This is a genomic window from Pseudomonas sp. B22(2017) (assembly GCF_002113105.1).
GTDB lineage: Bacteria > Pseudomonadota > Gammaproteobacteria > Pseudomonadales > Pseudomonadaceae > Aquipseudomonas > Aquipseudomonas asiatica.
On record NZ_NEJN01000001.1, the window covers coordinates 580,040 to 601,398 of the forward strand.

A 21,359-nucleotide genomic window follows, 5' to 3' on the forward strand; every position below is an offset into this window, starting at 1 on the left:
GGCCTTGTGTCGCGATGGGCTGCGAAGCAGCCCAACAATACCGAGACTCAATAATAGGTTCGAGGCTGCTCGTCAGCTTTGTTCAATACCGTTCCCACCAGGTTCACCCTTGCCAGGTGATGCAGGCAATCCTCGATCTCCTTCCTGTTGTTCATACCGTTGGCCACCACCAGCAGCACACAGTCGAACTTGGGTATCACGGTGATCGCATCGTCAGAACTGAGCAATGGCGGCAAATCGAAAATGCAGATGCGCGACTCGTAGCGGTTGCGTAGTTCGCTGATCAGGTTGCTCACTTTGGGCGACGACAGCATTTCGGTGGACAACGGCACCGGCACCCGCGTGGGCAGCACCACGAACCGAGGCAAGGTCGGATTGACCAGGCAGTCCTGCAACTCGGCCTTGTCCGTCAGAAACTCGTTCAACGCCTGGTCCATGGGCAGGCCCAGGCTGCTGCCAACCTTGGGTCGACGCAGGTCGAAGTCCACCAGCAAAGCGGTCTTGGTGGTGTGGTGGGCGATGCTCATGGCCAGGTTGATCGCCAGCACCGTCTTGCCCGCTTCAGGGGTTGGCGAGGTGATGGCCAGGGTTCGCCAGCCATTCTCGTCCATGGTCCTGAGCACTTGCGTGCGCAGCAGGTCGATCGGCCCGTTCATGTTGGAGTTCTTGTTGTAGGCGACGATACGGTGACGCTCCAGGTGCTCCGCGCGCAGCGGCACCACCTTGGTGTTCACGTAATCGAACTGGCCAGGCACTTCCGCAAGTCCCGTACCAGGGGCGGGTGACAAGGCCTGCGGGGTACCCGGGGTAACCTGGTGAAGATTATTGCCAACAGCCGGCTTGGTCCTGTCCATCACTGCTTCCCTATGCAAACCGAGACATGACTTTGAACAACAGCACATCCAGTGGCATGTAGAACACGTGCACCAGCACTACCATGATAGCCGCCAGCGCCAGTGCCGCCACGATCAGCCAGTTGCGCCAACGCTTGCGCCTGGCCACATCGGCCTTGGTATCGATGTATGGCAGCGCCACCAGCACCCGCCTGCCCAGCAGGTTCTCCAGTGCACCGACGCCGCGAATGCGCTGGTTGAACATCTCCAGCAGCATCACCAGCGCACCGCCACCTGCCGGTGCCAGCACCAGGCCCAGCGCAGCGATCTTCTTGCGGTTGGGCTTGATCGGTTTCTCGGGCATCAGTGGTGGCTCAAGCAGTACAAAGCGCTCGGCCTTGTTTTCCTGCTCCAGGCTTTCGGTAATCTTCGCGCCCATTTCCTTGGCGCGGATTTCCTCGTACTTCTTGCGCGCGTTGTCGTGGTCACGCATCAAGGTCACCAGGCCACGCTCGACCTGCGGCGCCTCGAGGATCTCGGCCTCGTAGCCTTCCATCTTGCGGGTCAACTCGCGCTTCTGCTCGGCCAGCGAAGCAATGCGTTCCTGTGCCGCGCTCATCTTGGCGCGCACGCGGGCGACATCGAGGCCGACCGTGGAGGCCGCCGCCGTGCGATTGCCACTGGCTTCGAGCGCCTGGATCCTGCGCTTGACCGCCACCACATCGGGGTGGGCTTCCTTGTAGCGGCTCAGCAGCCGGGCATATTCGGCCTTCAGGCTGGGCAGGTCCTGGGGCTGCTCGGCACCGGCCGCCCTGGGGCCTTCGCCGGCCTTGGTTGCCAGCCCGGCATTGGCCGCGGACAGTTCCAGCTCAAGGTAACGCAGTTCTTCCTGGGCGGCCTTGTAATCACGGTCGACCTCGCGGAACTCCAGCTCCGACCGTGACAGCATGTTCATGCGCAAGGTCTGGTGCTCGGGCAAGGCGTTGGCGTGGGCCTGCTTGAAATCCGCCAGCTGGTTTTCCAGGTTGGCCAGCTCGGCACCCAGCTTGTTCGCCTCCTGGGTGAGGAACTCGGTGGTTTCGTTGGCCCGCTCGGTACGCTGCTTGAGGTTCTCGTTGAGGAACAGCGTCACCAACTCGTCGGCGACTTCCTTGGCCACCTCGGGCTGCTTGTGCTCGAAGGACACATTGAACGCCACGGTCGCTTCACCCCGCCCGCGCACGTATGTGGTAAGGGTTTCGACGACGATGGCGCTGCGCATGTGGTCGATCTTGTCGCTATCGCTGAAACGCTTGTCGGGAAACAGGTTGTACTTGTCGATGATGCGCAGCAGGTTCTCGCGGGTCATCACCCGCTGGCGAATCACTTCGATGCGTTCATCGGCAAAGCTGGTGTTGTTGGTCGACACCAGCTCAGGGGAAATCTGCTGCGACTCCACCAGGATGGTGCCGGTCGATTGGTAGATCGGCGGCACCATCACCGCGACTGCGACGGTCGCGGCCAGGATGACTACGATGCTCACCCCCAATAACAGGGCCCTGTCCTTGATTATGGCAATGTAATCTCTGAGGGAGAGCTCGTAGTCAGACTTCATGGGGCCACCTGCCTGAAGTTCAGATGTCGGGGTACCTGTACGTCAACGTCAAACCCACGATCGTAGCGTTCGCATCGGCTTCGTTATCCTGCTGCCGATCCTTGTACATCAGCGACAGGCGCAGGTCCCAGTACGGCGAAAACTCGCGGCTGGCCCACACGCTGTAAGTCTGCAGGGTGTTGGGGGTCTGCCCTTTGCTGTCTTGCCAGGCAGCGTCCGCGCCCACCCGTGTCAGTTCGGTGACGGCGTAACTCCACACACCGCGCACCTGGTCCAGCTCGGCGAAGCCGCCTTCGGCGCTGGCTACCGTGCTGCGTTCGGCGGTGAAGCTGGCGACGGCGCGCGCACCGGTGTACAGCAGCGCAACCCCACCCTCCCCGCGTCGGCCACCTTCGTCACCGGAAACCTCGGTGACACCCACATGCGCATCGGCGCTGAGGCTTTCGGAAAACTGGTACTTGACCCCGACCGCGGGGCTGTAGCTGTTGGACGCCGTCGCCGTCTGGTCCTCCTCGGGCTCATAACGCCGGGCACCAAAGCGGCTGTACAGATCAGCCCGCTCGCTCCAGGCGTAGGTCCAGGTGAACACGTTGCCCAGTTCTTCGTAACCCGTCAGCGTACTGATGTCATAACGGGCACGGTTGTACGTGGTTTCGTTGCTCAAGGTGCTACGCTCGGTAACCGCCTGGCTCCAGTTGCCGGTCAGCGTATACAGCTTTTGCGTGCCATCGGTGGTGACCACGCCGGTATCCAGCACCGTTCCCGACAGCGTCGAACTTTCGTTGTAACGCGCCAGCAGGCCAAACCGCCCGCGCTCGGTCTGACGCTGCCAGCCCAGGCTCACATCAGGGTCCTCACGGTTGTCGACCACCGCCGTGTCGGACGAGCGCAATACATTCATGCCCAGCCCCAACCTCAGTTCGTCACGGTCGAAGGTACCGATCAGGGTGTAATCCGGCGCGATGATCGTGCGCGTTATGCCCTTTTCACCCGACGACAGCAGCAAGGGGTTGCTGTCATGTTCGACGGATGTCGGTACCACTACCGTAGACTGCCAATTTGCTGCCAAGACCGTGTTCGTAAACGGCAACACCAAGATTGCCGTTGCAATACTAGTTGTTCTGAGAAGAGGCATTAAGTGTTCTTATTAAAGGCAAGATCAAGGGACGACCAGCGTATCGCCAGCCTGAAGTTGGATGTTGGTGGACATATCCCGGCCAGACACCAGGTCTCTATATCGCACGGGCAGGATTTTTTGGGAAGCGCCAGTGCCGCGCACCACTTTGATTTCGCTTTCATCTGCAAACTTGTCCAGGCCGCCGGACATGCTCAGGGCCTGCAACACTGCGGTAGGGCCCGCCATCTGTACCGGCCCGGGCTTTATCACTTTGCCTTGTACATAGACCAGGTTGCCGGCGATGCTCTTGACGACAACGCTGACGTTCGGGTCGGGGAGGAATTTCTCGAGTTTGGCAGCCACTTGTTTTTCAACGGTCGTCACATCCAGCCCGGCAACATCGATGCGACCTGCCAGGGGGAACGTGATACTGCCATCGGGAAGTACGGTGGCTTCCTGGCGCAGGCTATCTTCCTGCCACACCGAAACCATCACCACATCGCCGGGGCTGAGCAGGTAGGTAGCACTGCTCGGGTCGGCCTTACCGGCACCAGACCACACCATCAGCATGCAGAACGCGGTAAACATTGAACGCACCATGAGGGTCCCTCCGGCCGAAAAGGCCCGACAAAGAGCACTGAATGAGAACAGCACACCAACTCTCGCTCCGCTTCGCGGCATACGCCAACCGCGATGACCTCGATCTTTACGAGGCCTTGCCTTGACGCTGTGCAGCCTGGGCTTTGCTGCCTGCAACCGTGGACCTGCACGGGCTACTGGCAATATAGCAACGGCTGGGGAATTGACAAGCGAGGCCCCGGGCCGCTGGCGTCAAGGGTAGAACCCAGGCTGGCGGATTCAGATCTTTCTCCTGTTGGCGACAGCTACAAAGCCAACGACAGCAAATGCAAAGAACCACCCTGCCGTTGAAACAGGGACGATACTGTTCTGATTGATATACATATCCGCCGCACGCGCTGCGCCACTTAACAGCGCCAGCAAAGACATCGATTTGATAATCAGAGCCGTGCGCATACGCCCTCCTGGGAAGAGGAATCAATTGTTTGTTGGCGTGGTGTTCGGGAGTTGTTTCACCGTTGAGATGAGCTTATGAACACAATGACATTGCGTCAACGATTCGACACTATAATAAAATTCAATGGGCGCCGGACTATATAGTCAAAATATCGACGCGCAAATTGAGCATAGGGCGCTGCATGGGTGGCGCCATAGTTTCATCGCTGAGAAAGGCAAGGCCGTGGGGCGGTTTGGCGCCCCGGCATGTTATTCGTCTGCGTGATGCACCACGACCAGCAACTGCGCCGGCAGCGGCCCGACCGACCTCAGCCGATGTGGTGTCTGGGCATTGAAATGCAAGGCATCGCCTTGCTCCAGCAGTACCCGCTCGCTCATGAAGTCCACTTCCACCTGGCCGGTGTGGACGAACAGGAATTCTTCGCCCAAGTGCTCCTTGAACGTAGGGTCGCTGAACTCGGTCGGCGGCTGGATCAGGAACGGCAGCAGGCTGCGCTGCCCGACCTGGCTGGTGAGGGCCGAGTACCCCGGCCCTGCCCCGTCACCCACCAATGCCTGGCGCTCGCCATGGCGTACCAGGCTGTAGCGGTTCTGGCCGGTCTGCTCTTCGGCGAACAGTTCTTCGACATTGACATTCAGTGCCCGCGCCAGCTTCAGCGCGGCGGCGATCGAGGGGGTGTTCAGGCCACGTTCGACCTTGGACAGGTAGCTCTTGGTCATGCCGGTCTTGTCGGCCAGCAGCTCCAGGGTCATCCCCAGTTTCTTTCGCAGCAGTTTCAATCGGATAGACATGTGACGCGGATTTCCCAGGCGAAGGCAGCCTGGTAATGATACGTGGACTGCTCAGGAAATGCTGGGGCTGCTGCGCTGAGTCTTGTAGGAGCGGCCTTGTGTCGCGATAGGGCTGCAGAGCAGCCCCGGCAATTTGTGCACTATTGCTGAAACCCTGGGGCCGCTTTGCGGCCCTATCGCGACACAAGGCCGCTCCTACAAAAAGCCAGCGCAGGCCCAGGGTTACGGCATCACCGGCGGCAGGTACTGCAAAGTCGTACCCAATGCCCACAGCAACACCAGCACCAGCGGCACGTGCACCAGCAACTGCACGAACGAGAAGCCGATCAGGTCGCGTGCCTTGAGCCCCAGTACCCCCAGCAGCGGCAGCATGTAGAACGGGTTGATCAGGTTCGGCAAGGCTTCTGCGGCGTTGTAGATCTGCACTGCCCAGCCCAGGTGGTACTGCAGGTCATTGGCCACCAGCATCACGTACGGGGCCTCGATGATCCACTTGCCACCACCCGATGGGATGAAGAAGCCCAGCACCGCCGAATACACGCCCATCAGCACGGCATAGGTGTCATGCGTGGCGATCTGGGTGAAGAACAGTGAAATGTGGTGGGCCAAAGTCTGCTCGTCGACGCCCTTCACCTGGGTGAGAATGGCAGCGATCGAACCATACAGCGGGAACTGGATCAGCACCCCGGTGGTGGTCGGAACCGCACGCGCCACCGCATCGAGGAAGCTGCGCGGGCGCCAGTGCAGCAAGGCACCGAGCATGATGAACAACAGGTTGTAGGTGTTCAGCCCGGAAATGGCGGTAATCGCCGGTTTGGTGGCGAACTCCTGGTACAGCCAGCCGGCGGCCAGGGCCACCAGCAACAGGATCAGGATGGGGCTGTGTTCCAGCCACTCGCCCGGGCGGGTGCGCTGGGGTGCCGGTGGCGCGGTGAAGCTGGGGTCGACCCCGCAGTCCTGGGCGCTGCGCGCGCTGTTCGGGCCCGGCGCCGTGGCGTAGGCGATCACCAGCGAGACTACTACCAATGCCGCCAGCATCACGCCGGACTGCCAGAGGAAGATGGTCTCGGTGAACGGGATCACCCCGGTAATCGACAGGATCGACGGTGGCAGGCTGGCCGGGTTGGCCTGCAATTGCGCCGCCGACGAAGACAGGCCCAGCGCCCACACGGCGCCCAGGCCCAGGTAGGCGGCGGCGCCGGCGGCGCGGTAGTCCATCTTCAGTTCGGTGCGCCGCGCCAGGGCGCGCACCAGCAGGCCGCCGAACACCAGCGACAGGCCCCAGTTGAGCAGCGATGCCAGCATCGAGATCAGCGCCACCCAGCACACGGCCGAACGGCCATTGCCGGGGATGCGCGCCAGGCGGTCGATCAGCCGCGCCGCGGGCGGCGAGCTGGCCACCACATAGCCGCCGATGACCACGAAGGCCATCTGCATGGTGAAGGGGATCAGGCTCCAGAAGCCATCGCCAAAGGCCTTGGCGGTGTCGGTCGGCTTGGCGCCCATGGCCAGGGCGCCGATGCACACCAGCAGTACTGCCAGGGCGGCAAACACCCAGGAATCGGGGAACCAGCGTTCGGCCCAGTTGGAGCAGCGCAAGGCAAAGCGCGCGGAACGGCTGTCTTGGATTTCAGCGGCCACAGTTCAATTCCTTTTATTGGTTTTATCGGATACATCAGCAAAAACGCAAAACCCCTGTAGGAGCAGCCTTGTGCTGCGAAGCGGCCAGTACAGACAACACATCTCGTGCATGCCTGCGCTGGCCGCTTCGCAGCACAAGGCTGCTCCTACAGGGGGGCGTGACGCTTGCGATCTTAGAAGGTCATTTCCTTCACATCATCCGGCACGATCAGCTTGCCGGCGGTTTTCTCGATGATTTCCTCGATGCTCACCCCAGGCGCGGTCTCGCGCAGGATGAAGGCGCCGTTTTCGATTTCCAGGTAGGCCAGGTCGGTCAGCACCTTGCGGATGCAGCCAGCACCGGTCAATGGCAGGCTGCACTGCGGCAGCAGCTTGGACTCGCCGTCCTTGGACGCGTGGGTCATGGTGACAATGATGTTCTCGGCACCGGCCACCAGGTCCATGGCGCCGCCCATGCCCTTCACCAGCTTGCCCGGGATCATCCACGAAGCGATGTTGCCTTGCACATCCACCTCGAAAGCGCCGAGCACGGTCAGGTCGACGTGGCCGCCACGGATCATGGCGAACGACTGCGCCGAATCGAAGATCGAGGCACCGCGGCGGGCGGTGACGGTCTGCTTGCCGGCGTTGATCATGTCGGCATCGATGGTGCCTTCGGTGGGGAATTCGCCCATGCCGAGCAGGCCGTTTTCCGATTGCAGCATCACATCCATGTCGGCGGGTACGTAGTTGGCCACCAGGGTCGGAATGCCGATGCCCAGGTTTACGTAGTAGCCGTCCTTCAGTTCACGGGCGACGCGTTGCGCCATCTGTTCGCGGGTCAGTGCCATGGTCAGGATCTCTTTGTTGTTCTGGTGGATGGCGCTCAGGCCTTGACGGTGCGCTTTTCGATACGCTTTTCGAAGGTGCCGACGATGACGCGGTCCACGTAGATGCCCGGGGTGTGGATCTCGCTGGGCAGCAGCACGCCAGGTTCGACGATCTCTTCCACTTCGACCACGGTGATCTTGCCGGCGGTGGCCGCCAGCGGGTTGAAGTTTTGCGCGGTGTTGCGGTACACCACGTTGCCGTAGTGGTCGGCCTTCCAGCCCTTGACGATGGCGAAGTCGCCGGTGATGGATTCTTCGAGGATGTACTTGCGGCCGTTGAATTCGCGCACTTCCTTGCCGTCGGCAACCGGGGTGCCGTAGCCGGTGGCCGTGTAGAAGGCCGGGATGCCGGCGCCACCGGCGCGCATTTTCTCGGCGAGGGTGCCTTGCGGGGTCAGTTCCACTTCCAGCTCGCCGCTCAGCAGCTGGCGTTCGAACTCGGCGTTCTCGCCCACGTAGGAAGCGACCATCTTGCGGATCTGCCGGTCTTCCAGCAGCACGCCCAGGCCAAAGCCGTCGACACCGCAGTTGTTGGAGACCACGGTCAGGCCCTTGACGCCACGGCGCTTGATTTCGCTGATAAGGTTTTCAGGGATACCGCACAGGCCGAAACCACCAGCCAGTACCGTCATGTTGTCGGTCAGGCCTTCGAGGGCCTGTTCATAGGTTGCAACGCGCTTGTCCAGTCCGGCCATGCTGATCCGCCTTTTGTAGTTGTTGAACCGACGAGGCTGTCGGTGAGCGTGTGGGGACATCTTCACCGCAAGCGACTGATTTGTTAATTTTGTTTTCATCATCGATTGATAACTTTTGCAAAACAACCAACAGGCCTGTCATGAACGTCAAGCAACTGCGCGCCTTTGTCGCTGTGGCCAAATACCAGAGCTTCGCCCAGGCCGGTGAACACCTGCATGTCTCGCAACCGGCACTGAGCCTGACCATCAAGGCCCTGGAAGAAAACCTTGGCGGCGCCCTGCTCAGCCGCACCACGCGCAGCGTCAGCCTGACTGCCGAGGGCGAGGTGCTGCTGCCGCTGGCACGGCGCCTGCTGGCCGACTGGGACGACACCGAAGAAATGCTGCGCCAGCGTTTCACCCTGCAACTGGGCCGGGTTTCGGTGGCGGCCATGCCGGCCTTTGCCGGCAACCTGCTGCCCCACTCGCTGAAGGTATTTCGCCAGCGTTACCCGAAGGTCAACGTCACGGTGCACGATGTGATCAACGAACAGGTGCAGGAACTGGTGCGCCATCGCCGCGTCGAACTGGGCATCGGCTTCGAACCGGACAACAACGATGGCCTGGATTTCCACCCGTTGTACATGGACCGTTTCGTCGCCGTGGTGCCCGCCGATTCGCCCTTGGCGCAGCTGCCCCAGGTCAGCTGGGCACAATTGCTGGCCGAAGACTTCGTGGCCCTGCAACGCCCTTCGGCGGTGCGCCTGCTGATGGAGCAGAACGTGGCCGCCCGCCACGGCAAACTGGCGGTGGCTTTCGAGAGCCATCAGTTGTCTACCGTCGGGCGCATGGTCGCCAGTGGGCTGGGGGTCAGTGCCGTGCCGGCACTTTGCATCAATCAGATGCAGGAGCTTGGCGCCCGCTGCGTGCCCTTGGTCGAGCCCACGGTCGAGCGCCGCATCGGTGTGATTGCTCTTAGCGAACACAAGCTTTCCACGGCAGCGCAAGCGCTGCTCGAGGTACTGCTTTCCAATACCCGCATCCCGGAGGTGACATGCGTTACGTGAAACTGGCAGGTTCGAGCGTTCCGGCCATCGGCCAGGGCACCTGGTACATGGGTGAAGATCCGGCTCGCAAGGCGGCCGAGGTGGCGGCCCTGCAACAGGGTATCGAACTTGGGCTGAGCCTGATCGATACCGCCGAGATGTATGCCGAAGGTGGCGCGGAAGAAGTGGTTGGCCAGGCCATTGCCGGCCGCCGCGACCAGGTGTTCCTGGTCAGCAAGGTGTATCCGCACAATGCCAGCCTGCGCGCCATGGCCGCCGCCTGCGAGCGCAGCCTCACCCGCCTGGGCACCGACTGCATCGACCTGTACCTGCTGCACTGGCGCGGCCAGCACCCACTGGAGGAAACCGTCGAAGCGTTCGAGCGCTTGCGCGAGCAAGGCAAGATCAAGCGCTGGGGTGTTTCCAATTTCGATGTCGACGACCTGCGCGAACTGCACAACCCCGATTGCGCCACCAACCAGGTGCTGTACAACCCGGCCCAGCGTGGCATCGAGTTCGACCTGTTGCCTTGGTGCGAAAAGCGTGCGCTGCCGATCATGGCCTACTGCCCGCTGGCCCAGGCCGGGCGCCTGCTGCAGCACCCGGTGCTGGCGGAAATCGCCGAGCGCCATGGGGCCACGGTGGCCCAGGTCAGCCTGGCGTGGGTGACACGCAATGACGGGGTGATAGCCATCCCCAAGGCCGTGACACCCGAGCATGTGCGGTTGAATGCCGCTGCGGGTGCGCTGACCCTGACCGGCGAAGACCTGCGGGCGATCGACCGGGCGTTCCCGGCACCGATGCGCAAGCAGCGGTTGGCGATGGTGTAGCGACTGGCACGAAGATAACTGAATTCGCAAGCAATCCTCGTACCCTGTGGGAGCGGCTTTAGCCGCGAAGAATCCAGCGCGGTGCATGGCACCGGCTGCGCCGGTGTTCGCGGCTAAAGCCGCTCCCACAGGGACCGCGCAAAAATCAGGATTTTGCGTGAGGTGCCGGGGATCAATGGAAATCCCGGCTGCGTACATCCAGCCCTTGCAACAGCGGGCTCACATCCTCCAGCCGCCGTGCTATCAGGTGGCGCACGCCATTCTCCTGCTCCAGCCGCCCGCTGACCTTGAGCAACTGCGCCCCCACCAGTGCCCGCCGCTGCCGCTCGGCAAGATCCCGCCACACCACCACATTGACCATGCCGTGCTCGTCCTCCAGGGTGACGAAGGTCACGCCGCTGGCGGTCTGTGGCCGCTGGCGGCCCACCACCAGCCCTGCCACGGCAATGTTGTCACCATGCCCGACATCTTGCAGCTCGCGCGAACTGCGACAGCCCAGGGCCCGCAGGCGTGAGCGCAACAAGGTCAGGGGATGCGGCCCAAGCGTGGTACCCAGGGTCTGGTAATCGGCCATCAGGTCCTCTGCCACACTGGGGACGGGCAGTTCGACGGTACGTTCCGGCAAGGCTTCGATATCGGCGAACAAAGGCAGTTGCGGCTGCACCGCCGCCACCTGCCAGCGCGCCTGGTGCCGGTCCCTGGCCAAGGCGCGCAGCGCGCCGGCATCGGCCAACTGGGCCCGGGCTCGCGAATCGAGCCCGGCACGCAGGCACAGGTCTTCGACATCGCGCCATGGCCGCTGTGCCCTCGCCTGCTCCAGGCGCCTGGCATCAGCCTCGGCAAGGCCGCGTACCAGGCGCAAGCCCATGCGAATGGCCAGCACCTCGCCAGGCTCAGGCTCGAGCGTGCAGTCCCAGTCACTGTGGCATACATCGACCGGCCTGACCTCGATCCCCTGGCGCCGGGCCTCTTGCAGCAACTGGTCGGGGCTGTAGAAACCCATGGGCCAGCTGTTGACCAGCGCGCAGGTGAAAATCGCCGGTTCATGGCACTTGAGCCAGCTGCTGGCATAGCATAACAAGGCAAAACTGGCCGCGTGCGATTCCGGAAAGCCATAGCTGCCAAAGCCCTTGATCTGCTCGAAGATGCGCTCGGCAAACGCCAGGTCATAACCATTGCGCAACATGCCCTGCACCAGCCGCTCGCGGTGCGGTTCCAGGCCGCCGTGACGCTTCCAGGCGGCCATGCTGCGGCGCAACTGGTCGGCCTCGCCCGGGGTGTAGTCGGCCGCGACCATCGCCAGCTCCATCACCTGCTCCTGGAACAGCGGCACACCCAGGGTGCGCTCGAACACTGCCTTCAGTTGCGGCGAGGGATAGGTCACCGGTTCCTGCTTCAGGCGCCGGCGCAGGTAAGGGTGGACCATGTCGCCCTGGATCGGCCCGGGGCGGACGATGGCCACCTCGATGACCAGGTCGTAGAACTTTTCCGGCCGAAGCCGCGGCAACATGGCCATTTGCGCGCGCGATTCGATCTGGAACACGCCCATGGTCTCGGCACGGCTGATCATCGCGTAGGTGGCCGGGTCTTCGGCGGGGATGGACGCCAGGGTCAGGTGCCGGCCACGGTGGCGTTGCAGCAGGTCGAAGCAACGGCGCAAGGCGCTGAGCATGCCCAGCGCCAGCACGTCGACCTTGAGCAGGCCGACCATGTCCAGGTCGTCCTTGTCCCACTGGATCACCGTGCGCTCCGGCATCGCGGCATTCTCCACCGGCACCAGTTCGTCCAAGGGTTGCTGCGAGATGACGAAGCCGCCCGGGTGCTGTGACAGGTGCCGAGGGAAGCCGATCAGTTCGCCGGCCAGCACCAGTACCCGGCGCAGCGAAGGGCTGCCCGCCTCGAAGCCGGCCTCGGCCAGGCGCTGGTCGTCGGGTATGCGATCGCTCCAGCGGCCACAGCATTTGGCCAGGGCGTCCACCTGGTCGGCGGGCAGCCCCAGCACCCGCGCCACATCCCGCACCGCACCGGCGGCATGGTAGGTGTTGACCACCGCAGTGAGCGCCGCCCGGTGCCGGCCGTAGCGACGGAAAACATACTGGATCACCTCCTCGCGCCGGTCGTGCTCGAAGTCCACGTCGATGTCCGGCGGTTCGTTGCGCTCGCGCGACAGGAAGCGCTCGAACAACAGGTGGTGTTGCATGGGGTCGAGCTCGGTGATGCCCAGCACGAAGCACACCACCGAGTTGGCAGCCGAGCCCCGCCCCTGGCACAGAATGCGCTGGCTGCGGGCGAAGGCGACGATGTCGTGCACAGTCAGGAAGTAGCTTTCGTAGCCCAGCTCCTCGATCAGCGCCAGCTCCTTGGCCAGCACATCCCTCACTTTGCTGCTCGGCCCGTTTGGCCAGCGCGACGGCAAACCCTGCTGGCACAATTCGCGCAACCAGCTCGCCGGGCTATGCCCCTGGGGCACCAGTTCGCGTGGGTACTGGTATTTCAATTCGCTCAGCTCGAACTGGCAGCGCGCAGCGATGGCCAGGGTCTCGGCCAGCAAGTCGGCGGGATAGAGCTCGCCCAGTTGCGCCTGGCTGCGCAGGTGCCGCTCGCCATTGGCAAACAGGAAGCGCCCGGCCTCGGCCACCAGGCAATGCTGGCGAATGGCGGTCATGCAATCTTGCAGGGCGCGGCGACCGCGCACGTGCATGTGCACGTCGCCACAGGCCACGGCGCGGATGCCGACCCTGGCCGCCAGGCTACGCAAGCGTTCAAGGCGCAAGGTATCGTCACTGCCGCGGTGCAGGTGCACGGCCAGCCACAGGCGCTCACCGAACACGCCGTGCAGCCACTGCCCGGGGGTGGCATCGCCGCTGTCATCGGCTACCCATAATGCCAGCAGGCCCTGATGGTGCTGCTGCAGATCATCGCGAAACAGTTGGTACTCGCCCTTCTGCGCCCGCCGCCGGGCCCGGGTGATCAGCGCGCACAGGTTCTGGTAGCCGGCCAGGTCCTGCACCAGCAGCACCAGCCTGGGGCCGTCCTGCAACTGCACTTCACTGCCCACGATCAGCCGCAGCTGGTGTTCCTTGGCCGCCTGCCAGGCACGGACGATGCCGGCCAGGGTGCATTCGTCGGTGATCGCCAGCGCCTGGTAGCCCTGTTCACGCGCGCGCCGGAACAGTTCGTCGGCGCTCGACGCGCCGCGCTGGAAGCTGAAGTTGGACAGGCAGTGCAGCTCGGCATAACCCGGGGTGTTCATGCGAACCAGCCCTGCAGCCACAACGGGCCGGCCTTGCCCAGGTCGCGGTAGGCCCAGCCGCGCAGGCCGTCGCGGGTTTCGATACGGTAATAGTCGCGGCGCACATCGCCGCCATCCCACCAGCCCGATTCGATGCGCTCGGCATGGCCTTGCAGGCGATAGCCGCCTTCGTCCAGCGCCATGGGGGCCGACAGCAGCCAGCCAGGGCGGCTGCCAGGAACGACCGGCATGCTGCCCTGGGCACCCTGCTCTACCGCTTGCCAGGCGCATTCGGGGCGATGATCGGCTGCCGCGCTCAGGCCCTTGACCGCCTCATCCCCCAGGCGGGCGCGTAGCCGTTCGCGCAATTGTTCCCAAGGTTGCGCCTGCTGCGCACGCGGGTCGAACAATGCCTGGTGTTGCGGCACGAAGGGTGGCAGGTCCTCGGCAACCAGCCGCAGGTTGCGCACCGGTGCGGGAATGCGTAGCGGCTCCAGGCGCCCGCGCGCCAGTTCGAACAGCATCGCGGCATCGCGTTCGGCGGCCAGCAGGCCTACCTTCAGCAAGGTATCCGGCCCTTCGGCATGCTCCAGGTGCAGGCAGAAACGCTGCACGCCACAGTCACGCCCGGCGAGGAACGCGGCAAGGTCGTTGAGCATGCGCCGCAGCGGAAACAGCAGGGCCTGGTGCGATTCGACGTCGAAGTTCAGCTCCAGCCGGGTCTCGAAACGGTCCGGGGGCTGGTAGAAGCCCAGCCCCAGGTTGCGCAGGCCGAGCAGCTGATCAAGGTGCAGCTGCACCTGGGCCGGAAAGCGCCTGGCCAGGCTGTCGCGGGGCAAGGCCAGCACCTGGCTCAACTGGCGCAGGCCCATGCGGGCAAAGGCCTCGGCAGCCTGCGCAGGCAGGCCGATACGCTCGATGGGCATGCCCAGCAGCGCCGCACGGGTGGCATCTGCATCCATCACGGCCAGGCCATCGTGAGCATTGGCGAGCATGCGCGCCGCCACCGGGTTGCTGGCCAGGACGATGCGTTGGCGCAAGCCCAGTTCCGCCAGCTCCTGGCGCAGGCGGGCCTCGAACAGCGGCCAGGGGCCGAACAGCTGCAGGCTGGAGCCGACCTCCAGCAACAGCGCCCGTGGGTAGTGCAGGCTGACCTGGGCACTGAAGCGGTAGGCCCAGGCTGCCAGCAACTGCTGCACCTGGTCGATGCGCTTGGGGTCGGCCTCGACGCAGCTGAAGCCATCGGCCAGCGCACGCGCCGCCGTCAGGGTTTGCCCGGCCCGCAGGCCGAGCGCCGCCGCCGCCGGGTTGACCGCCTGCAGCACACGTCGCTGGGTCGGCCCGCCAAGCAGCACCAGGGGGGTATCGGGGTCGTCACGCTCACGCAGGACCGTGTCCAGCGCCAGCTGCGGAAGCAGGATGCAGGCCCAGAGCATGTTGCATCAGCCCCGCCCCGGGCAGGCGATGGGCAGCGCCGGGGGCATGCCGCCACGGCTTTTCAGCACGCGCCATTGTGCCGGGCGGGTGTCGACGGCAATGCGCAGCGCTGCGGGCGAAGGGTTGTGCGCCGCCTGTTGCGGCCGGCAGGCGAAGGCCAGCGCCTGGCCGGTTTCGGCAGCCACCTGCAAGCGCCGCAGGGCGCGGTCATCGGCACGTTCCGGCCAGCACAGCACCGCCGCGCAACTGCCGGAGCGCAGGCACTGCTCGGCGGCCCACAGGGCATCGGCAGGTTCGGCGTCCACCTGTACCAGCCAGCGCAGGTCCACCCCCGCGGCCTGCCAGGCCGGGGCGTAAGGAATGAATGGCGGAGCCACCAGCACGATTCGGCTGGCTTCAGCGCTCAAGCGGGCCAGGGTCGGCCACAGCAGCTGCAATTCGCCGCAGCCGGGGCTGGCCAGCAACAGTTCACTGAGCGCAGCCGCCGGCCAGCCACCTTCCGGCAGGCATTGGTCAAGGGCGACATGGCCCGTGGGCTGCAGGCCGAGCGGCCGCGCCTGGGCCTGCCGGCCGCGCCATACCCGGCGCTGGTCGAGCAACCTGTCGAGGTCGACCACCGCGCCCATCAGTCACGCCTCAGCAAGCCGCAGAACACGCCTTCGATGAAGAACTCCTGTTCAGGCCGCACATCGATGGACGCATAGGCCGGGTTGCGTGGCAACAGCCGGTAATTGCCACCCTGGCGCTGCAGGCGCTTGATGGTCACCTCGCCGTCCAGGCGGGCGACCACGATCTGGCCATCGCGGGCGTCGGCCTGCTGGAGGATGCCGACCAGGTCGCCGTCGAAAATGCCGTCGTCGATCATCGAATCGCCACGCACCTTCAGAAGGTAGTCGGGGGTACGGCGGAACAGGCTGGGGTCGAGCAGCAGTTGCTCGTGAATGTCGAGGTCCGGGCCGATGGGGGCGCCTGCCGCCACCTGGCCCAGCACCGGCACTTCGAGGATTTCCGGGCGGCGCAGCCGTTCGGCCAGGCGTATGCCCCGCGCCTGGTTCGGCGTGACGTCGATGTAGCCGGCCTGGCACAGGGCGGTGATGTGCTTGCGCGCCACGCTGCGCGAGGCAAAACCGAAGCGCGTGGCGATATCGGCCAGGCTCGGCGGCTGGCCGTGGTCGGCGATGCGCTCACGGATGAACTCGAAGATGGCGCGGCGTTTTGGGGTAAGATTGTCCATGGAGCACATTTGTACTCTTTTCGGAGCACGCTGAACAGCCCCCTTCGTCGACGGCTTGGCGGCTGCGATCCGCGAAACTACCGCAATGATGCTGAAGGCTATATGGCTGGTCCCAAACCTGACTGCACATGGCGAATTGAATCAGCAGAGACACTGTGGGAGCCGCGCTTGCCGGCGATGGGGCGCGAAGCGGCCCCGGTTACAGATGCCCGCTGTGGGTCGGTAACAGCCAGTCACAGCAGACCGTTCCCGCCCCATCGCTGCGTCGTTACATAGACCAACGACCAAAATGCTGCTCCAGGAACTCAGTCACCAGCGAGGCGATCTGCAACTGGATTGCCCCCCGAGACCGGGCGTTATCGCCGTCCCGGCAAATGACACCATCCCCTGGAGCATCGTCTTCGAGCAACGCCATCGCGCCTGGTTTGCACGTCGACAAGAAGCTGAAATGGCTGGCGTCCTCGATCTCGACATAACGACTCATCGCCGAAGGCAGACGCTTGGCAAGGTCAGCAGATTCCAGCTGCGCGGGAAGGTCTTCAGAAGGCGCGCCGGCCGCAATCACCAACGTCGGCACTGGCAAAGCCGCAAGGCTTTCATCGGTCAGGCCACGTGACAGGCCAAGATCCAGGGTAACGATGGCGGTGACACGACTGTCGCGCAAATCGCCACCCAGTCGAGCTTTCGATGCCGGGGCGCTGTCGGCATTGATCTGCTTGTAGACGCTGCAACTCGACAGCTGCGGATGGATGGAACAGTCCTGGGCAAAACGCTTGGGATCAAAGCGGGCGCCGGCAATTTCCAGCGCGGTCCAGCCGCCCAGTGAGTGGCCGACCACTGCAACTTGGCCCTTCGCCACCCGCCCGAACTGATCCGCCTGGGCCATGACCGTATTGATGGCCCGCTGCAAGTCAATGGGACGCCGCCACAACTGTGCCGCGGCTTCAGGGTTGCGATCGCGGGTAGTAGTGCCGGGGTGGTTGACCGCCGCCACGATGTAGCCTTGGTGAGCCAGTGCACTGGCCAGCCACGACTGGTTTCCCCAATTGCCGCGAAAGCCGTGGGAAAACACCACCAATGGATACGTGCCTGCAGTTGGAGGTGCATCGCGCACAGCGAGGTCACCACTGAAAACCGGGGTATCAGCGATCAACTGTGGTGGCGCAGTGGTCGTACTCGGGTACCAGACGACCAGCTCCAGCGGACGGTCAGTTTGCCTGTCCGATAATGTCGAGGTCTTGAAGCCAATGGTCTTGTAGCCAGCGAATGCAGGTATGTCCAGACAGATAAAAAACAACAAGCCGAGCACTGTTTTCATTGTTTTTCTTCCTTGATAGGTCAGCGTCGATCAGATGCAAACCGGTACGCGGGAAACATATCAGCCCTCGCCGCGACCCACACAATCTTTCCGGCGATGCAGCGCTCCAATAGACCAGATAGCGGAAATATATTTTGCGCACTAAATATTATCGCGCAATATTCAGCCCAGACAGCAAGCAGTTGCTGATCCCACTACCCAAGCTAACGGAGCATGATCATGACCTTCATCAAAGCAATCGCCATCACCACCCTGACCTTCGGCAGCAGCGTCGGCGCCTTCGCCCAGACCGCCTCCCCGTACCAGTACGGCATGAACCTGGACATCGCCCAAGTGATCGCGGTGGAGGCCTCGGGCCACGCCACCGACCACGCCGACACCGCCACCCTCACCTACCGTGACAGCGACGGCAAGGTGCAGAAGATCAGCTACCTGCGCCCAGCCACCTCCGCCAACCAGAACTGATGACAAAGCTTCGAAAGCCGGAGCGTGCCAACGGCCGGTTTCTCGGGTTGGCTTTCCAGCCTTGGCAGTTGCTGACTCGACGCGCAGGCGTCAACCTCGCGTTCGAGCACAGCTCTGCCAAGGCTGCCGTACTCCAGTACACTCAGGAAGTCGCGTAGTTGACGTGACTCCAAAGGCAAAGAATCTCCCTTCTGGCCCGCCCATGATTTTGCACCTGGATACCCAATGCTGACTGCCCTGCTGTTCGACCTCGACGGAACCCTCACCGACACTGACACCTTGCATCTGCAGGCCTTTCGCCAACTGTTGCGCGAGCATGACGGCCGCGAGCTGAGCCAGGCGCAGTTCGATGCCCAGGTCAGCGGCCGCGCCAACGGCGAGCTGTTCGCCGAGCTGTTTGCCGGCGCCAGTGCCGAGCAGTGCCAGGTGCTGGCCGACCGCAAGGAGGCGCTGTTCCGCGACATGTCGCCGGCTCTTGAGCCGATGCCGGGCCTAGTGCGCCTGCTGGAACATGCCCAGGCTCGTGACATCGGCATGTGCGTGGTGACCAATGCACCGCGGCTGAACGCCGAACACATGTTGAACGCCATGGGCCTGGGCCAGCGTTTCGCGCACGTGCTGGTGGCCGAGGAACTGGCACGGCCCAAGCCGGACCCGTTGCCTTACCTGACCGGGTTGCAGCGGCTGGGTGCCGAGGCCGGGCAGGCACTGGCCTTCGAGGATTCGCTGCCGGGGGTGACGGCCGCGAGTGGCGCTGGGATCTTTACCGTGGGCGTGGCCACTACGCAGACGCCGGAGCGGTTGCTGGCGGCGGGGGCCGGATTGGTGATCGATGATTTCAACGACCCGGCGTTGTGGGCGTTGATCGAGCGTCGGGCTTGAGGTATGTGGTGGATTTGAGATCGAGCGCCGCCCGCGCGGCGCTTCGCAGCACAAGGCTGCTCCTACATCTGTTTCGGGCCAGTATCGCCTGTTCCAATGCACGCGACCGCCTTGTTTGCCCGGCACGATATCGAGGTGGACGCCAAGGGACCGCGCGCTTTCGCCTCAGGAATAACTGGCCCGAAACAGATGTAGGAGCAGCCTTGTGCTGCGAAGCGCCGCGCGGGCGGCGCTCGATCTCAAATCCACCATAACCCCCAAGCCGCACACCCCAGGCCCCCATGCTGATCGACGAAGAACTGACCCTCAAGAAGCTGGAAACCTTCCTCGCCTTCATGCGCACTGGCAACCTCGGCCGCGCCGCCGCGGAGCTGGCCACCAGTGCCGTCAGCGTGCACCGCGCCATCCACTCGCTGGAAAGCGCACTGCGCTGCCCGCTGTTCAAGCACGAAGGCCGCCAGCTGATCCCGCTGGAAAGCGCCTACGTGCTGGAAAAGAAAGCCCGCCAGCTGATCCAGGACGCCGAGCAGATGGTCCGCCTTACCCGCGAGGCCGCCGGCTTCTACGCCGAGCGCTTCCGCCTGGGCGCGCTGTACTCGCTGACGGTGAAAACCGTGCCCAAGCTGGTCATGGGCCTGAAGCTGCGCCGCAGCGAACTCAACATCGACCTGACCCTGGGCTCCAACGTCGACCTGCTGCAGCGCCTGAAGAACCACGAGCTGGAGGCCATCCTCGTGTCGCTCGACGAAAGCGTCAGCGACCCGGCCTGCGAGCAGTTGCCGCTGTTCTCCGACGACATCTTCCTTGCCGTGCCCATCGATTCACCCTTCGCCGAGCAGGCCGAGGTGGACCTGGCCGCCCTGGCCGACTCCACCTTCATCACCCTGACCCAGGGCTTTGCCACCCACCGCGATGGTGCCCGGGTGTTCCAGCAGGCCGGCTTTGAACCCAAGGTAGCCATGCAGGTGAACGATATCTTCACCCTGCTGAGCATGGTCAGCTCGGGCGTGGGCTTTGCCTTGCTGCCTGGGCGGATCGCAGCGGTGTACGAAAACCGGGTCAGGCTGATTGCCCTGAAGCCGCAATATCGCTTGCAGCAGCATATTGGCGTGGTGTTCCTCAAGGCGCGGGAGCGGGAACCGAACCTGCTGGCGTTGCTGGCGGAGTGCCGGATGTACAGCCTGGAGCGCTGAGGGGCCTCGGAACACAGCTTCTTTTGTTGTTTGCTGCACTGGCCTCTTCGCGGGTAAACCCGCTCTCATAGAACAACACATGACTCATTGGTTCGGCGAGGTTCTGTAGGAGCAGCCTTGTGCTGCGAAGAGGCCGGTACTGACAAAGCCTGTCTGTTGCTTGTACCGGCCTCTTCGCAGCACAAGGCTGCTTCTACAAAGGCCGCGTCAGACGAGCGATATTTGTTCTCTGCGCGACAGCGCAGCCCAAAAGGGCTGGGTAATCTCCCACAGGTACCGAGCAAGCCTCGGGCAATGCATTTTCCCTGTGGGAGCGGGTTTACCCGCGAAGAGGCCGGTACAGGCTGACTCAAACAATCAGGGCCCGCTGCACCTCCCCCACCGTTGTAGCCAGGCTGTTCAGGTGCAGGTTCAACACCCGCTCCACCGGCGCCTGGTCCAGCGGCCAGTGCAAGGCAATGCTCCCGGCCAGGCGCCCTTCGGCATGCACCGGCAGGGCAATGGCGCGGATCAGGAACGGCAAGCGCACCGGGTACTCCCAGTGCCCTTCGGTGCGCTGGCCGAACCCCTTGTTCGCTTCCTCCTCGATGTCGCGCAGCACCGTCTCGTCGCCCACCCGCTCATGGGCCGCCAGGCGCTGCACTTCATCGACCGCCAACTCACCCAGGCATGCCCGCCCCATCGCCGAGTGAAACAGGCTGGCATGATGGCCGACGATCTGGCAGGTGTGCGGGTAACGCTTGCGCAATACCTGGGGCACAGCGCTTTCCATCACCTCCAGCCGCTCGCCGTCGAAACACGACAGGTCGGCCACCAGCCCGGTGCGTTCGCTCAATTCCAGCAGCATGGGCGCGGCGTGTTCCACCAGGCGCCGCTTGAAACGCAGCTGGCGGTCACCGAACAGGCGCCGCGCGCACAGCCGGTAACGCCTGTCGCTGAGGCCGCGGTAAACCCAGCCCTGCTCCTGCAAGGTGGCGAGCATGCGCGACACCGTGGCCTTGGGCAGCGCCGTCAGGTAATGCAGTTCTTCCAGGCCCAGCGCCTGGTGTTCGCCAAGCAGGTCGACGATGGCCAGCGCCCGTTCCACCGAACGCACGCCGCCACTGTCTGCCGTGATGCCCATGAGTGTGACCTCCCTGTAACTGGATGGTCAGGATAGCCAGCAAG

20 protein-coding genes are annotated in these 21,359 nt (G+C 63.7%); 5 read left to right on the forward strand and 15 right to left on the reverse strand.

Annotation, left to right across the window (positions count from 1 at the left end):
* Positions 1-47: 47 nt before the first annotated feature.
* The 9 genes from CAG18_RS02945 to CAG18_RS02980 all read right to left on the reverse strand — a co-directional run bounded on the left by CAG18_RS02945 (position 48) and on the right by CAG18_RS02980 (position 8,576).
* Positions 48-854 (reverse strand): CpsD/CapB family tyrosine-protein kinase, encoded by an 807-nt coding sequence (locus CAG18_RS02945; RefSeq protein ID WP_061304483.1) that lies wholly within the window; start codon positions 852-854, stop codon positions 48-50.
* A gap of 10 nt (positions 855-864) precedes the next feature.
* Positions 865-2,427, reverse strand: a complete 1,563-nt coding sequence (locus CAG18_RS02950) for a Wzz/FepE/Etk N-terminal domain-containing protein (protein ID WP_043935638.1) — start codon at positions 2,425-2,427, stop codon at positions 865-867.
* Positions 2,428-2,446: 19 nt separating this feature from the next.
* A complete protein-coding gene (locus CAG18_RS02955) occupies positions 2,447-3,562 on the reverse strand; it encodes a hypothetical protein (RefSeq protein ID WP_085720278.1) in 1,116 nt (371 codons plus the stop codon).
* A 24-nt stretch (positions 3,563-3,586) separates the two neighbouring features.
* The gene (locus CAG18_RS02960; RefSeq protein ID WP_085720280.1) at positions 3,587-4,144 is read right to left on the reverse strand and encodes a polysaccharide biosynthesis/export family protein; all 558 of its coding nucleotides are present in this window, start codon (positions 4,142-4,144) and stop codon (positions 3,587-3,589) included.
* A 258-nt stretch (positions 4,145-4,402) separates the two neighbouring features.
* Complete coding sequence (eppA, locus tag CAG18_RS27050; RefSeq protein WP_013972718.1) at positions 4,403-4,579, reverse strand: EPS-associated small membrane protein EppA; 177 nt, start codon at positions 4,577-4,579, stop codon at positions 4,403-4,405.
* 249 nt (positions 4,580-4,828) lie between these two features.
* Positions 4,829-5,371 carry a helix-turn-helix domain-containing protein gene (locus tag CAG18_RS02965; RefSeq protein ID WP_085720282.1) on the reverse strand — a complete coding sequence of 181 codons (543 nt, stop codon included), beginning with the start codon at positions 5,369-5,371 and terminating at the stop codon, positions 4,829-4,831.
* Between the two features lie 222 nt (positions 5,372-5,593).
* Complete coding sequence (locus tag CAG18_RS02970; RefSeq protein WP_013972720.1) at positions 5,594-7,012, reverse strand: short-chain fatty acid transporter; 1,419 nt, start codon at positions 7,010-7,012, stop codon at positions 5,594-5,596.
* A gap of 173 nt (positions 7,013-7,185) precedes the next feature.
* On the reverse strand, positions 7,186-7,842 hold the full coding sequence (locus tag CAG18_RS02975; RefSeq protein WP_015270420.1) for a CoA transferase subunit B: 657 nt from the start codon (positions 7,840-7,842) through the stop codon (positions 7,186-7,188).
* Positions 7,843-7,877: 35 nt separating this feature from the next.
* Positions 7,878-8,576, reverse strand: a complete 699-nt coding sequence (locus tag CAG18_RS02980) for a CoA transferase subunit A (RefSeq protein ID WP_015270421.1) — start codon at positions 8,574-8,576, stop codon at positions 7,878-7,880.
* 140 nt (positions 8,577-8,716) lie between these two features.
* Here CAG18_RS02980 and CAG18_RS02985 point away from each other — a divergent pair, with 140 nt between their 5' ends.
* Together CAG18_RS02985 and CAG18_RS02990 are read left to right on the forward strand one after the other, a co-directional pair.
* Complete coding sequence (locus CAG18_RS02985; protein ID WP_013972722.1) at positions 8,717-9,622, forward strand: LysR family transcriptional regulator; 906 nt, start codon at positions 8,717-8,719, stop codon at positions 9,620-9,622.
* Positions 9,610-10,431, forward strand: a complete 822-nt coding sequence (locus tag CAG18_RS02990; RefSeq protein WP_085720284.1) for an aldo/keto reductase — start codon at positions 9,610-9,612, stop codon at positions 10,429-10,431. The genes CAG18_RS02985 and CAG18_RS02990 overlap by 13 nt, the downstream gene beginning before the upstream one ends.
* A 172-nt stretch (positions 10,432-10,603) precedes the next feature.
* Here the strand turns inward: CAG18_RS02990 and CAG18_RS02995 are convergent, their stop codons facing one another.
* From CAG18_RS02995 to CAG18_RS03015, 5 genes are all read right to left on the reverse strand, one after another.
* Positions 10,604-13,684 carry an error-prone DNA polymerase gene (locus CAG18_RS02995; RefSeq protein WP_085720287.1) on the reverse strand — a complete coding sequence of 1,027 codons (3,081 nt, stop codon included), beginning with the start codon at positions 13,682-13,684 and terminating at the stop codon, positions 10,604-10,606.
* Positions 13,681-15,099, reverse strand: coding sequence for a DNA polymerase Y family protein (locus CAG18_RS03000; RefSeq protein WP_054573245.1), 1,419 nt, complete (start codon positions 15,097-15,099; stop codon positions 13,681-13,683). Before CAG18_RS03000 ends, CAG18_RS02995 begins: the two co-directional genes overlap by 4 nt.
* Positions 15,100-15,105: 6 nt before the next feature.
* The gene (gene imuA / locus CAG18_RS03005) at positions 15,106-15,726 is read right to left on the reverse strand and encodes a translesion DNA synthesis-associated protein ImuA (protein WP_015270425.1); all 621 of its coding nucleotides are present in this window, start codon (positions 15,724-15,726) and stop codon (positions 15,106-15,108) included.
* Complete coding sequence (lexA, locus tag CAG18_RS03010) at positions 15,726-16,343, reverse strand: transcriptional repressor LexA (protein ID WP_085720289.1); 618 nt, start codon at positions 16,341-16,343, stop codon at positions 15,726-15,728. The genes imuA and lexA overlap by 1 nt, the downstream gene beginning before the upstream one ends.
* Before the next feature lie 259 nt (positions 16,344-16,602).
* Positions 16,603-17,652: an alpha/beta fold hydrolase gene (locus CAG18_RS03015; RefSeq protein ID WP_085720291.1), complete on the reverse strand. Its 1,050-nt coding sequence runs from the start codon at positions 17,650-17,652 to the stop codon at positions 16,603-16,605.
* Positions 17,653-17,871: 219 nt separating this feature from the next.
* Between CAG18_RS03015 and CAG18_RS03020 the strand changes: the two genes are divergently transcribed.
* The 3 genes from CAG18_RS03020 to CAG18_RS03030 all read left to right on the forward strand — a co-directional run bounded on the left by CAG18_RS03020 (position 17,872) and on the right by CAG18_RS03030 (position 20,192).
* Positions 17,872-18,117, forward strand: a complete 246-nt coding sequence (locus tag CAG18_RS03020; RefSeq protein ID WP_015270475.1) for a DUF2790 domain-containing protein — start codon at positions 17,872-17,874, stop codon at positions 18,115-18,117.
* Between the two features lie 225 nt (positions 18,118-18,342).
* Positions 18,343-18,999 (forward strand): HAD family phosphatase, encoded by a 657-nt coding sequence (locus CAG18_RS03025; protein WP_085720293.1) that lies wholly within the window; start codon positions 18,343-18,345, stop codon positions 18,997-18,999.
* A gap of 281 nt (positions 19,000-19,280) precedes the next feature.
* Positions 19,281-20,192, forward strand: a complete 912-nt coding sequence (locus CAG18_RS03030; RefSeq protein WP_085720295.1) for a LysR family transcriptional regulator — start codon at positions 19,281-19,283, stop codon at positions 20,190-20,192.
* Positions 20,193-20,541: 349 nt separating this feature from the next.
* Here CAG18_RS03030 and CAG18_RS03035 read toward each other — a convergent pair whose 3' ends face one another.
* Positions 20,542-21,315, reverse strand: a complete 774-nt coding sequence (locus CAG18_RS03035) for an IclR family transcriptional regulator (protein ID WP_013972733.1) — start codon at positions 21,313-21,315, stop codon at positions 20,542-20,544.
* Between the last annotated feature and the right edge of the window lie 44 nt (positions 21,316-21,359).